Origin of the sequence: Paenibacillus zeirhizosphaerae (genome assembly GCF_030705605.1) — a bacterium.
GTDB classification, from domain to species: Bacteria; Bacillota; Bacilli; order Paenibacillales; family Paenibacillaceae; genus Paenibacillus; species Paenibacillus zeirhizosphaerae.
Genome location: NZ_JAPCKK010000014.1, coordinates 40787 through 54504, shown reverse-complemented (window position 1 = coordinate 54504; position 13718 = coordinate 40787). Strand labels below are relative to the sequence as shown.

At 50.0% G+C, this 13718-nt stretch carries 12 protein-coding genes; all 12 read left to right on the top strand.

Annotated elements, in window-relative coordinates; all coding sequences use genetic code 11:
- Position 1 precedes the first annotated feature (1 nt).
- A complete protein-coding gene (locus tag OIN60_RS07285) occupies positions 2-1810 on the top strand; it encodes a sensor histidine kinase family protein (protein WP_305754202.1) in 1809 nt (602 codons plus the stop codon).
- A complete protein-coding gene (locus OIN60_RS07280) occupies positions 1807-2778 on the top strand; it encodes a substrate-binding domain-containing protein (RefSeq protein ID WP_305754201.1) in 972 nt (323 codons plus the stop codon). The genes OIN60_RS07285 and OIN60_RS07280 overlap by 4 nt, the downstream gene beginning before the upstream one ends.
- A 428-nt stretch (positions 2779-3206) precedes the next feature.
- Positions 3207-3452 carry a hypothetical protein gene (locus OIN60_RS07275; RefSeq protein ID WP_305754200.1) on the top strand — a complete coding sequence of 82 codons (246 nt, stop codon included), beginning with the start codon at positions 3207-3209 and terminating at the stop codon, positions 3450-3452.
- A 232-nt stretch (positions 3453-3684) separates the two neighbouring features.
- Complete coding sequence (locus OIN60_RS07270) at positions 3685-3765, top strand: IS3 family transposase (RefSeq protein WP_305754629.1); 81 nt, start codon at positions 3685-3687, stop codon at positions 3763-3765.
- Positions 3766-4169: 404 nt separating this feature from the next.
- A complete protein-coding gene (locus OIN60_RS07265; RefSeq protein WP_305754199.1) occupies positions 4170-5216 on the top strand; it encodes a galactose ABC transporter substrate-binding protein in 1047 nt (348 codons plus the stop codon).
- A gap of 115 nt (positions 5217-5331) precedes the next feature.
- On the top strand, positions 5332-6843 hold the full coding sequence (locus OIN60_RS07260) for a sugar ABC transporter ATP-binding protein (RefSeq protein WP_305754198.1): 1512 nt from the start codon (positions 5332-5334) through the stop codon (positions 6841-6843).
- 27 nt (positions 6844-6870) lie between these two features.
- Positions 6871-7878, top strand: a complete 1008-nt coding sequence (gene mglC / locus OIN60_RS07255) for a galactose/methyl galactoside ABC transporter permease MglC (RefSeq protein ID WP_305754197.1) — start codon at positions 6871-6873, stop codon at positions 7876-7878.
- 172 nt (positions 7879-8050) lie between these two features.
- Entirely contained in the window at positions 8051-8647 is a 597-nt protein-coding gene (locus OIN60_RS07250) for a CAP domain-containing protein (protein ID WP_305754196.1), read from the top strand.
- 166 nt (positions 8648-8813) lie between these two features.
- Positions 8814-9665 (top strand): GDSL-type esterase/lipase family protein, encoded by an 852-nt coding sequence (locus OIN60_RS07245; RefSeq protein WP_305754195.1) that lies wholly within the window; start codon positions 8814-8816, stop codon positions 9663-9665.
- The gene (locus OIN60_RS07240) at positions 9665-10633 is read left to right on the top strand and encodes an ABC transporter ATP-binding protein (RefSeq protein ID WP_305754194.1); all 969 of its coding nucleotides are present in this window, start codon (positions 9665-9667) and stop codon (positions 10631-10633) included. Before OIN60_RS07245 ends, OIN60_RS07240 begins: the two co-directional genes overlap by 1 nt.
- The gene (locus OIN60_RS07235) at positions 10626-11615 is read left to right on the top strand and encodes an ABC transporter permease (RefSeq protein ID WP_305754193.1); all 990 of its coding nucleotides are present in this window, start codon (positions 10626-10628) and stop codon (positions 11613-11615) included. The genes OIN60_RS07240 and OIN60_RS07235 overlap by 8 nt, the downstream gene beginning before the upstream one ends.
- A gap of 79 nt (positions 11616-11694) precedes the next feature.
- Positions 11695-13677 carry a DNA topoisomerase IV subunit B gene (gene parE, locus OIN60_RS07230; protein WP_305754192.1) on the top strand — a complete coding sequence of 661 codons (1983 nt, stop codon included), beginning with the start codon at positions 11695-11697 and terminating at the stop codon, positions 13675-13677.
- The last annotated feature ends 41 nt before the right edge of the window (positions 13678-13718 follow it).

Below are 13718 nucleotides of genomic sequence, written 5' to 3'. Positions count from 1 at the left end.
CATGAAATTAACCGGGCTTTGGGCAGGGCCGCTTGGTCGGCTCCGTACGATGATAAGGACATTGCCGTTGCGAAGCATCCGCTTTTTAATCAGTTTATCCTTTGCACTGCTGACTGTCTTTATTGTTCTGATCGTCAGCGGTTTGCTGTACAACAAATTTTCGAGCACGGCGGAGGAGAATGCTTTTCTTAATATTCAGCAGATTATCGAGCAGGTGAGCTATAATCTCGAAATTTACGTGGAGGGCATGGTGGGCATTTATGAGGTTGCCGGGGAAAGGATCGCCGCAGCAGAGGATATCTCGGACAGCAAGCTGCATGAACAGCTTTCGGCCGTGCTTGGCACGAGACAGGATGTCGTTTCCTTTGCGCTTTTTACCCCTAAGGGTGAAATGGTGCTGGATATGCCGGACCGGCCGCTGCAGCGGAACACAAATTTGACCTCACAGACCTGGTTCGAGAGCGCGCTGCGGGGAGAACGGGGGATGTCCTTCTCTCCTCCCCATATCCAGAATCTGTTCCCGTCTCAATATAAATGGGTGGTCTCCATGAGCGGACAGGTTGCTTACCGGCAGGGGGGAGAAATTAAGAAAGGCATTCTGCTGGTGGACGTCAATTTCAGGACGATTGATGACCTTTCCAAAAGGGTCAGTTTGGGTAAGCGAGGATATGTGTACATTATCGATTCACAAGGAAACATTGTATACCACCCGCAGCAGCAGTTGATCTACGCCGGGCTGAAATATGAGAATATTGAACCTGTCCTGAGCTATTCCTATGGAAAATATATCGATGATTCCACAGGAGAAGAACGGCTCATCACCGTCAAGACAGTCAATCCGATCGGCTGGAAAATTGTCGGTGTCGCGTTTCCCGAGGAAATATTGACGACCAAGCAGGAGCTGAACAAATTTATCATCTGGTTTCTGGCGGCCGTGCTCATGGCGGTGCTTATTTTATCGGTACTGGTTTCGGCAAGAATATCCAAGCCGATTCAGCGGCTGGAAAAAGCGGTGCGCAAAATAGAGGAAGGGGACTTGTATTCGCCTATTGAGGTCCGGGGAGCGGACGAAATCGAGCAGCTTTCAGGCAGCTTTAACCGGATGCTTACCCGTATCCGCGAGCTGATGGAACAGAGCATCCGTGAACAGGAAGCGAAGCGCAAGAGTGAGCTCGACGTGCTGCAGGCCCAGATCAATCCGCATTTTCTGTATAACACGCTGAACACCGTGATCCGTCTGGCGGAGCGAGGACATAATGACGAAGTGGTCAAAGCGATCACCTCGTTATCCAAGTTTTTTCGCATCAGTCTCAGCAAGGGCAAACAGATTATTTCGCTGGGGGATGAATTGGAGCATGTGCGCCACTATTTAATCATTCAGAAGGTACGCTACAAGGAACGTTTTGATTACACCATAGAAGCAAATGAAGAACTGCAGCAATATCAATGCCTGAAGCTGATTCTGCAGCCGATCGTGGAGAACGCCATCGTGCATGGTATTGAGGAGATGGCGGACAAGGGAAGTATCAGGATCCGCATGCGGGCTGATGGCGAGGATATTCTGATCATCGTGTCCGACAATGGACTGGGCATGAGAGAGGAGACGCTGGAACGCATCCTGACCGGGGAACATAGATCCGAAAAGGGCTCTGGCGTAGGGGTTGCCAACGTACACAAACGGATCAGGCTTTATTATGGAGAAAAGTATGGCCTGCATTTCGAAAGCGAGCCTGAAGAAGGGACAACGGTCACGATCAGGATACCGGCTCTGCCGCTGGAGGATGCTGCACCGGGGAGGTATGGAGCTTGAGAGGAGTTAAATGGTCTGTGCTTGTTGGGCTTTGGCTGTTTACCAGCCTGCTTGCCGGTTGCGGGGGCCAGAGTGCGGAACCGGCAATTGTCACTACACCGCTGCAGATCGATATGATCATCAAACAAAAGGACAGCGAGTATTGGAATACAGTAAAATTGGGGGCGGAGGTTGCCGCCAAGGAGTTCAATGTAAAGTTGAATTTTCGCGGCCCTGACCGTGAAACGGATATCGAGGGGCAAATCAAACTGATGGAAGCCTCCATCCAAGCGGGCCCGGATGCTATCATTCTGGCGGCGGGCGATTATATGGCTCTGGCCAAGATAACGGATCAGGCGATCGGCATTCCGGTCATCACGATGGATGCGGAGGTCGCGTCAGCCCGTCCAGTCGCCTTTATTGGAGCAAACAATTACGCATCCGGACAGCTTGCGGCCGAACGGTTGAGCACGCTTACCGGACCGGAAGCGGAAATCGGGATCGTTAATTTTGTGAAAGGAGCACGTAATGCAGACCAGCGGCTAGAAGGTCTGTTGGATTATTTGGCGCGTTATCCCGGCATCTCGATTATGGAGACAGCCTACTGCGGTGCTGACCAGGAACTGGCATACCGGCAGGCTGCTGCGATGCTGGAGAAGCATCCCGGGCTGGATGCGATTGTTGCCCTCAGCGGCGAGGGGGGACTAGGCGTCGGGCGTGCGGTTCGTGAGGCTGGACTGGTACCGAAGGTCAAAATTGTAACGTTCGACAGCCCGCCTGCGGTGATGGAAATGCTGCAGGAGGGTACTGTACAGGCTACGGTCATCCAAAACCCGTTCAGCAACGGTTATCTCGCAGTAAAGCAGGCAGTGGAATACATCCAGGGGCTGGAAGTCCCCGACCGGACGGATACGGGTACCAAGCTGATCGATTTGAACAATATGATGTGGCCGGAAAATCAGAAGCAGTTGTTTCCGTTTGTTAGATAATTCTCGCGAATTGACCAGCTTCTGGAATAATGCTCTATGATAGAACCGACCGGGAGTACTCTTTTCGTGCGTAGGTGAGACGCTCCGAGAACGAAGCATTCCTACAATCACCTTTGACCCTCCGGGCCAAAGGTGAACGCTCCGCTTTTCCGGAATTGCTTCGTCCTCTCCGCTGCTTTTGTGCATCCCCCAACTTAAAAAGAACAACCGGAAATCGCAATTGATATGCTCCCCATATAGTAGACAGGTGAAAAAACAAAATCCTGTTACTGTATGGGGAGCATTTTTATGGAACAAAAGAGGTTTACGGCGCTTGAAAAATTGAATATTCTCCAAGAATTTGAATGTGGCGAACTTGGTTTAAAGCTGTGGCTCGAAAGTACGGATTATCCAAAACATCTGTAGTCAAGTGGCGGAGTCGTTATCAGTTGTACGGTTACGAGGGCCTGGAAGTCCGTTCCCGCCATCAAAAGTATTCGGTAGAACTCAAACGCCAAGCAGTCCAGGATGATCTGGAGGGAGGATTATCGCAATATCAAATCATCGGTCTTAGCATCAGCTTAACCGCTGCTCATTCAGGAGGAACTAGAGCTATGACCAAAGGACGCGTAACCACTTGGCAGGAACGGATCGATATCGTGCTGTATTGTCTGGCAAATGGACAGCATCATTAACGGAAAGCAGGCCTATTTAAGCGCAATTAAGAATCTGCATGACAAGTCTATTGTTGCTTACGTCTTAGGGCATTCTAATCATAATTCGCTGGATTTTAAAACGCTGGAGTTGGCTTTGAAGGCCGCTCCAGAGAGCAGTCCCTTGCTTTATAGCGACCGTGGTTTCCAGTATACCTCTTTACGCTTTAAGGAGAAGCTGGACGAAGCGAAACTCACAAGACATGAATGATACATACATTTTTACAATTACGAACGGTTACAGGCAAAACTAAACGGCCTCAGTCCCAATGAATTCAGGACCAAGGCCGCTTAACTATCTTTTACTTTTTGTACTGTCTACTTGACGGGGTGCAGTTCACATGCACGAAGCAGCGGAGCGAACGAAACGATTCCGGAAAAGCGCAGCGGTCGCCTTTGCCCCCGAATTTCAACCGATGAAAAAGTAATTAGAGAAATTCGGGGGCAACAGCGATTGCAGGAACCGTTCGTTCGCGTAGCGTCTCCCAACATGCAAACGTAGCTCCCACGCTAAATGCAGGAAATCAAGGTGCTCCTGAGAGGAAGGACTATTTACCCATGAAAATCCTCACACATTGATGAGGATTTTGATATTTTTGATGAGGATTTTGCATTACGTTCCAGCTTCTTTTCATGGATAATGAAAGCGTAAACAAAAGAGAAAGCGGCTATCGAGCCGTCTTAGGAGGTCTATATTTGATGAAAAAAGTTACTTTTGTACTCCTTGCAGGTGCCTTGGTCAGCGGTGCGCTGGCTGGCTGTTCTTCATCCGGGGATAAATCCGGTGCAGGCGGTGAAGGAGGCGGTGATCTCCCGAAAGTAGGGGCAGCGATTTACAAATTTGACGATACATTTATGTCCGGTGTCCGCAGCGCCATTGAGAAAAACGCTGCTGGAAAAGCTGAAATGGATGTCGTAGACAGCCAGAACTCGCAACCAACACAAAACGATAAAGTCGATCTGTTCATTACGAAGAAAAAAGACGCTTTGATCGTAAACCCGGTTGACCGCACAGCGGCGGGCGTTATTATCGATAAGGCGAAAACAGCGGACATTCCTGTTGTATTCCTGAATCGTGAGCCGATGCCGGAGGATATGAAGAAATGGGATAAAGTTTATTATGTAGGCGCCAAAGCCGAAGAATCCGGAACGATGGCCGGTGAGCTGGTTGCAGATTACTTCAAAAACAATCCTGAAGCGGACAAGAACAAGGACGGTGTTCTCCAGTATGTCATGCTGAAGGGAGAGCCTGGCCATCAGGACGCTGAGCTTCGTACACAATACTCGGTGAAAGCGATTGAAGACGCAGGCATCAAGGTTGAGAAGCTTGCTGAAGATACTGCAATGTGGGACCGTGTAAAAGGACAGGAAAAAATGGCCGCATTCCTTGGCGCTAATGGCGACAAGATTGAAGCTGTTCTGGCCAACAATGACGATATGGCGCTGGGTGCTGTAGAAGCGCTTAAAGCAGCAGGTTACTTCACTGGCGACAAGTACATGCCGGTTGTAGGGGTAGATGCTACGGAAGCTGCGCTGCAAGCTTTGAAAGACGGTACTTTGATGGGTACTGTACTGAATGATGCCGGCAGCCAGGGTAAAGCCGCTGTCAACCTGAGCGCTGTGCTCGCCAAAGGTGAAACACCTTCCAAAGAAAATGTAGGCTTCGACATTACAGACAATCAGTATGTATGGATTTCCTATAAGAAAATCACCAAGGATAACATCGCCGACGCATCCGTTCAGTAACACTCAGTTACAGAGTTCAGGGCGGGTGAGCATTCACCCGCCCAGCTTTTATCCGGATAGGAACCAGGAGTGCTGTGCCTCTCCATTAAAGACAAATACGCAGGGGGCGTAACAGATGACTCAACATGAGTATGTTTTGGAAATGAACGAGATCACCAAGGAATTTCCCGGTGTCAAGGCGCTGGACGGACTGACTTTGAAGGTTAGGCCGGGCACGGTACATGCCTTGATGGGGGAGAACGGCGCCGGTAAATCGACGCTGATGAAATGCCTTTTCGGGATCTACAAGCCTGACGGCGGAGAAATTTTGCTGAACGGTGTCAAAGCGGAAATTAACAATTCGAAGGATGCGCTGAATCATGGGATCTCCATGATTCATCAGGAGCTTCATCCGGTGCCGCACCGGAATGTGATGGAGAACATCTGGTTAGGCCGTTTTCCAACCAAGGGTATTGGTCCACTGCAATTAATTGACCACAAGAAAATGAAATCCGATACGGAAGCGCTGTTCAGTCAGCTTGATATCGATCTTGAGCCTGACACGATTGTTGGCAAGCTGTCCGTGTCCAAAATCCAATCGATCGAAATCGCCAAAGCGGTGTCATTCCATTCGAGAATCATCGTAATGGACGAACCGACTTCCTCCCTGACAGGTGTCGAGGTGGAGCATCTATTCCGCATCATTCGGGACCTGCAAAAACAGGGTGTGGCAATCATATATATTTCGCACAAAATGGAAGAGATTTTGCAAATTTCGGATGATGTCACCATTATGCGTGACGGCAAGAAAATAGGCACATGGCCTGCAGCCGAGCTTACGACCGATTTGATCATTTCGAGAATGGTCGGCAGGGACCTTACTTCACGTTTCCCGGAGCGTGAGAATGTGCCGGGCGAAGTTGTGCTGAGTGTGAAAAATTTGACCTCGCCATTGCCGAAATCCTTCAAGGATGTCAGCTTTGATCTGCGTAAGGGCGAAGTGCTCGGAATCGGAGGACTGGTTGGTGCACAGCGTACAGAGGTTATTGAGGCGCTGTTTGGCTTAAGGGCAATCGAATCCGGAACGATTGAAATGAACGGCAAACCGGTCAAAATCAAATCACCGGAGGACGCCAAAAAGCTGGGCATTGCGCTCCTGACCGAGGAACGGCGGGTGACAGGAATTTTCCCTGTGCTGCCGGTGCATGAGAATGCGGCCATCGCCAACCTGGATCGTTACCAGAAGCCATACCTGCTGCTGGATGAGAAACGGAAGCGGAGCGAATCGGACAAAATGGTCGAGAAGCTGCGTACTAAGACACCGAATACGAAAGCGCTCATCATGAACCTGTCCGGCGGTAACCAGCAAAAGGTGCTGCTCGCCCGCTGGCTGCTGACCGAGCCTGACATTCTTTTATTGGATGAGCCGACACGCGGGATTGACGTCGGCGCCAAATTTGAAATTTACAGCATCATTTCCGATTTGGCGAAGCAGGGGAAAAGCATTATCATGATCTCCTCTGAAATGCCGGAACTGCTGGGCATGTCCGATCGGATTATGGTGATGTCGGAAGGGCGTCTTACGGGAATGCTGGAAGGCGAACTGGCCACAGAAGAAGAGATTATGAGGCTGGCTGCCCAGCACTAGGGAGAATCAGAGGGGGAAACATTCATTATGAATACTGTAAAAATGAAGGGATTCGTATCCCAAAATGCAATCTATATCGTATTATTTGTACTCATCGTAGGCATTGCCGTTTATGATCCAAACTTTCTGGCGGTAAATACGCTGCGTGACGTGCTCATTCAGTCGTCAACCCGTATCATTATTGCACTTGGTATGGCATTTATCCTGATTACAGCCGGAACGGACCTGTCCGCCGGACGGATTGTCGGACTATCCGCCGTCATCTCGGCATCGATGCTTCAGGTGTCTGACTATCCGCGCCGTTTTTTCCCGGATATGCCGGAACTGAACGTTATTATTCCGATTGCGTTGGCTGTTATTATCGGCCTCGTGTGCGGTATGATCAACGGCTGGGTTGTAGCCAAGCTGAACGTGCCGCCATTTATCGCTACATTGGGCACCATGGTTGCCGTTTACGGTCTGAATTCCCTGTATTTCGACATGGAACCTAACGTTTCTCAACCGATCGGCGGCCTGCGTCCTGACTTTACAGCTATCGGCTCCGGGTTTATCGGTAGCGGACAGTATTCCATCCCTTACATCGTTATCATTGCTCTTGTCGTTTCTGTCATCGTATGGGTCGTCTTTAACAAAACGAAGCTTGGTAAAAACATGTATGCCATCGGCGGCAACATTCAGGCTGCGAAGGTATCCGGTATCAATGTTTCCAAAAACCTGATCTGGATCTATGCCATTGCCGGCGCATTGTACGGTTTGGCAGGGGTGCTTGAGGCTGCTCGTACAGGCGGCGCGACAAATAACTACGGTAATATGTATGAGCTTGACGCTATTGCAGCATGTGTGGTGGGCGGCGTATCCACCTCCGGCGGTATCGGAACCGTACCGGGCGTACTCGTAGGGGTGTTCATTTTCACCATCATCAACTACGGTTTGACATTTATCGGTGTCAGCCCTTACTGGCAGCTGATTATCAAAGGTCTCATCATCGTGGCTGCGATTGCCATCGATATGAGAAAATATTCCACCAAAAAGTAATCAATCAAATAGCAGTGCACATGGCCGCGGTCCTACCGCGGTCTTTTTGCTGTGACTTACAGATCATTTCCAGATATTACGTTAGAAACCTATGTCGAATCATGATATACTAGCACAGTAATGATGACAAGTTTGTAATTATTTTGTAAACTTCGAGACTGGAGATGAGGATTTGAAACATACGTGGAAAAAGATTTTGACAACAGGCACATTGGCGGCAGCGTTGTCCGCGGTATTGGTCATGCCCGCATCGGCAGCTCCCGCGACGGACTGGTCTTCCTATATTCAGCAATTGCTTAACAATAACAACGACCAAACCACTTCCAAGCCGGAAGCTTCGCCACAGCCGGCATCGAATGCGAATACAGGAACTACGGCACCCAAGCTAGCCGCAGATAAGTCGCAGTTTACAGCGCAAGTAATCGCATTGGTAAATAAGGAACGCAGTAAAGCCGGTTTGAAGCCGGTGACCAATCATACGAATCTTTCCAAAATGGCACTTGAAAAAGCGAAGGATATGAACAAAAACAACTACTTCTCTCATACCTCTCCGACCTATGGGTCACCGTTTGATATGATGAAGAAATTCGGTATTTCTTATTCTTATGCAGGCGAGAATATTGCTATGGGGCAGCAGACACCTGAAGAAGTTATGAAAGACTGGATGAACAGCCCAGGTCATCGTGAAAATATTATGAATCCTAATTACACGCTGATCGGTGCAGGCTACTACAATGGTTACTGGTCACAGGAGTTTGTCGGAAAATAATAAGAAATGCGAAGAAACAGATTGGGAATCCTGATTCCCAGTCTGTTTCTTTGCGTGTGAACATAAAGCGATATGCTTTCCTGTGACGGGGCAAAGCCAGGAATTTGCAAATCGGAATCAGAAGCTTTATGTTTATGTAGATTAGGGCATTCGGGAGGTATACAACGTGAATTCAACAAGCTGGATCTGGAGGATCACAAGTACCATATCCATTGCAGCTACTTTGCTGCTTTTATACGGTTTTATATCTGCGGTAGCCGGTATGACTTCATCTTCGCCAGCCACTTCGCTTGCTGAGCTGCCAGAGAGCGGGCAGTCCTCCGCCCCTGCAGCCGGACCGAACCGGAGTGAGAACGAGGTCAACGCTGTGGCCATCGGGGATTCGTTGGCCAGAGGCACAGGAGATGACTCAGGAAGCGGGTTCGTGCGGAGATTTGTCGATCTGTTGGATAAGAAGGGCGGCATGGATGCAAAACTGATTAATAATCTGGGGATTAACGGGCTGACAACAGAAGCCCTTTTGACTAAGCTTGATGAGCCTGGAGTGCAATATGTACTTAGAGAAGCCAACGTAATTATGCTATCTATTGGAGGGAATGATCTATTTGCGGGCGGACAGGCTGTGCTAGGCGGTTCGGAGCCCCCGACGGTGGAGGAACTAACGGCTGCTCTTCCGGCCGCCTCCTTACGCTTGCAGAAGATTCTGGACAGGCTTCACACCATCAATCCGGCTGCCCGGATATTGGTTCTCGGCCTATACAATCCGTTCAGCGATCTCCCGGAGATGAAGATTCCTGGCAATACCGTGGTCAGTGAATGGAATCAGGCGGCGTTGAAAATCACGAACAAAACCGATAATATGAGCGTTATTCCGACATTTGATCTGTTTGAGCAAAACCTGGAAGTCTACCTCTCGTCCGATCACTTTCATCCAAACGGTGCAGGGTATGAGGCCATTGCCGAACGGATCGTTCAAGGCTTTGGGACAGCATCACCCGGCGGGGAGGCGGATAAATAATGGACACACACGACAGGGAAACCGTGTTATCCGTACAGCATGTCAAGAAGAAAATAGGGCGCCGCTGGATCATTCAGGATGTATCATTTGATGTATACGCGGGGGAGATTTTTGGTTTCCTCGGCCCGAACGGGGCAGGCAAGACAACCACCATCCGTATGCTGGTCGATCTGATCAAGCCGAGCGAAGGGACCATTAGCGTCTGCGGATACAATGTGAACCGCGACCCGGAGCGGGCGCTTGCTTTTGTCGGCTCGATTGTCGAAAATCCGGAAATGTACGGCTACCTGACCGGTTGGGAAAATCTCGATCACTTTGCACGCATGCAGCCGGGAATTGACGCTTCACGGATTCAGGAGGTGGTACGGTTGGTGCAGTTGGACCGGAGAATTCACGATAAGGTCAGCACCTATTCCTTGGGCATGCGGCAGCGGCTCGGCATCGCGCAGGCCCTATTGGGCAAGCCGAGACTGTTAATCCTTGACGAACCCACCAACGGACTCGATCCTAAAGGCATCAAGGAGATGCGTGCTTTCATCAGGGTGCTGGCCGAGCAGGGCATGGCCGTATTCGTATCCAGCCATCTGCTGAGCGAAATCCAGTTGCTGTGTGACCGGGTGGCGATTATAAGCCGGGGCACCGTGCTTGCGGTAGGCGGTGTAAAGGAGCTGGTTGCGGATCATTCACGTCTCGCCGTCTGGCAATTGCATCCGCGTGAGGAGGGTCTTGCGCTTCTGCAAGGGTCGCCGCTTGTGAAGGTGCTTGAACAGCCTGATGAGCAGGTGGACGACAGCATCATTGCGGCAGCGGGTGAAGGAGCGATATTCACCGAACTGGATGAAGGGCATATATCTGAACTGGTTGCCCTTCTCGTAGGGTCAGGTATTGCAGTGCATCGTGTAAGCCCAATTAATCCGACTCTGGAGCAGCTATTCCTGAAGATGACAGAGGGTGAAGTGCTTGAATAACATACTGCCTTTAGTGAAGAACGAGACGATCAAAATTATCAAAAGAAAACGATTTTACGTGATTTTGCTCATTTTGCTCGTGCTTGTACCGATATTTACTTATGCGCAGCTTAAGGTTGCAGAGAGGAATCGTGAGAAATTTGGCGGCGATTGGCGTCTGGAGCTGCAGCAGGCGATTACGGACAATCAGAATTCGCTTGGCAGTGACCGGGTTCCTGAAGAGTGGAAAAGATACAGAAGTGTATTTGTACAGCAAATGCAGTATTATTTAGAGCATGACATCAATCCCAACGAGCCCGGGGGAGTTACCTTTACCCGTGAATTTATGGACAATTCCGTAAATCTGTTCATTCCTCTGCTCATTATGGCGATCGCATCGGACCTGGTATCTGGTGAGCGAACGACAGGCACGATCAAAATGCTGCTGACAAGGCCTGTCCGCAGGTGGAAGGTACTGCTAAGCAAGCTGCTGGCGCTTTTTATGTTCGTTTCGCTCATTGTGGTTTCCACGTTCGTTATTAGTTATCTCGTTTCAGGGCTTTTATTCGGCTACAGCGGTTTCGGGGTACCGGTATTCACCGGCTTCCAGACCACGGGCTCAAATGTGGATATGTCTGCTGTTCAGGCCATTCCCCAATGGAAATACATGCTGATGCAGTGCGGGCTTATTTGGTTTGTCAGCATGATTATTGCTATGTTGGCGTTTATGGTTTCTGTTCTGCTCCGCAGCACGGCGGCAAGCATTGTGGTGATGATGGCCGCTCTGATCTCGGGTACGATTCTGACCAACATGGCTGCTTCCTGGGAAAGCGCCAAGTATCTGTTTATGGTGAATCTCGGATTGACTGATTATCTGTCTGGAACTCCTGCGCCGATTGAAGGAATGACATTGCCGTTTTCCTTGACGGTATTGGCTGTTTGGGGAGCCGTGTCGTTAATCGTTTCATTCGCTGTCTTTACGAAACGGGATATATTGAATTAAAATGGACAAAGTAAAAGAAAACATCTGTTTGCATTTTGGAGCAAAACACGGTCATGATTAGACAAAAGGGGGAGCATGAATGGTCGACCACATCGACTTGTCCGCCAAAGAGGCTGACGGAGACGACCGTCAGGCTTCGGAATACGGGGCGGACGACATTCAAGTTCTCGAAGGGCTTGTGGCGGTACGGAAACGGCCGGGCATGTACATCGGGAGCACCAGTTCTTCGGGGCTGCATCATTTGGTATGGGAAATCGTAGACAATGCTGTCGACGAGCACTTGGCCAAATTTTGTTCCCGGATCGAAATTACGTTGCATAAGGACGGATCGGTTACTGTTTTGGACAACGGCCGGGGCATTCCTACGGGAATGCATAAAACGGGCATACCGACTCCTCAAGTTGTGTTTACGATTTTGCACGCCGGTGGTAAATTCGGCGGTTCTGGATATAAGAAATCGGGAGGTCTGCACGGGGTAGGAGCGTCTGTAACCAACGCGCTTTCCGAATGGCTGGAGGTAGAAATTTACCGTGAGGGCAAAATTCATCGCCAGCGCTTTGAATATTGGCAGGATGAGCAAGGGATTGAGCATGTCGGTGAACCGGTCACCGGACTTAAGGTGCTTGGGAACACGAATAAGACCGGCAGCAAAATTACGTTCAAGCCCGATACTCGCGTGTTTAAGAACGGAATTAGTCTGAGTTACGATACGCTTGCCGAACGTCTGCAGGAGATTGCTTTCCTGAACTCCGGTCTTCGTGTGGTACTGAAGGATGAGCGCAGCGACAGAAGTGATGAATTTTATTATGAGGGCGGTGCCAGTCAGTTTGTTGTGTTTCTGAACGAGGGCAAGGACGTCCTTCATGATGTGATTCATTTCACCGGCGAGAAGGAAGATATCGAGGTCGAGGTAGCCATCCAGTATAACGCGGGTTATACGGAGACGCTCGTTTCCTTTGTGAACTCGATTCCGACCAGAGGCGGCGGAACACATGAGACCGGCTTCAAGACAGCCTATACACGGGTGATGAACGATTATGCGCGCCGTACGGCTATGCTGAAGGAGAAGGACAAAAATCTCGAAGGCAATGATCTGCGCGAAGGCATGATGGCTGTCATCAGCGTTAAGATGTCAGAGGTAGAGTTCGTCGGACAGACTAAGGATCAATTGGGAAGCGCTTCGGCGCGCAGCACTGTGGATGCCATTGTAGCCGAGAACATGCAGCGTTTTCTAGAGGAGAATCCACAGGTAGCTCAGACGCTGATCAAGAAATCGATTCAGGCTTCCAAGGCGCGTGAAGCAGCCCGAAAAGCAAGGGATGAAATGCGCTCAGGCAAAAAGCGAAGTGAGAGCTCCAACTTGAACGGCAAGCTGTCCCCTGCGCAGTCCAAGGATTTCACCCGCAATGAGCTGTTTATTGTCGAAGGAGATTCGGCAGGAGGCTCGGCCAAACAGGGGCGGGATTCCAAGATTCAAGCGATTCTGCCCTTGAAGGGTAAGCCGATGAATCCGGAGAAGGCAAAGCTGGCCGACATCCTGAAGAATGAGGAGTATAGGGCGATTACTTCCGCTATTGGAGCCGGAATTGGCACGGAATTCTCTGTCGAAGACAGCAATTATTCGAAGATTATTATCATGACGGATGCCGATACGGACGGTGCGCATATTCAGGTGCTGCTGCTCACGTTCTTCTATCGCTATATGAAACCGCTGATCGACGCTGGGAAGGTATATATTGCGCAACCTCCTCTTTACAAAATTACGCGCAAAGCAGGCAAGCTGGAGACGATAAGATATGCCTGGACCGATGAACAGCTTCAGAATTACCTGAAGGAATTCGGTAAGAACTTCGAGCTCCAGCGGTATAAAGGGCTTGGCGAGATGAACCCGGATCAGTTATGGGAAACGACGATGAATCCGGAGTCGCGTATCCTTTTGCAGGTGCAGATCGAGGATGCAGCCAAGGTTGAGCGCCGGGTGTCGACGTTAATGGGAGACAAGGTAGATCCGCGCAAACGATGGATTGTCGAAAATGTGGATTTCACCGAGTTTGAGGAGTAAACGCCATTGATGCAAAGAGGCAGGAGGTGCTCTTTCGCCTG

Bases quoted from the DNA above. Each gene is read 5' to 3' on its own strand.
- OIN60_RS07285 (WP_305754202.1), top strand. From the start codon at position 2: ATGAAATTAACCGGGCTTTGGGCAGGGCCGCTTGGTCGGCTCCGTACG.
- parE (WP_305754192.1), top strand. From the start codon at position 11,695: ATGGTCGACCACATCGACTTGTCCGCCAAAGAGGCTGACGGAGACGAC.
- OIN60_RS07240 (WP_305754194.1), top strand. From the start codon at position 9,665: ATGGACACACACGACAGGGAAACCGTGTTATCCGTACAGCATGTCAAG.
- OIN60_RS07260 (WP_305754198.1), top strand. From the start codon at position 5,332: ATGACTCAACATGAGTATGTTTTGGAAATGAACGAGATCACCAAGGAA.
- OIN60_RS07265 (WP_305754199.1), top strand. From the start codon at position 4,170: ATGAAAAAAGTTACTTTTGTACTCCTTGCAGGTGCCTTGGTCAGCGGT.
- mglC (WP_305754197.1), top strand. From the start codon at position 6,871: ATGAATACTGTAAAAATGAAGGGATTCGTATCCCAAAATGCAATCTAT.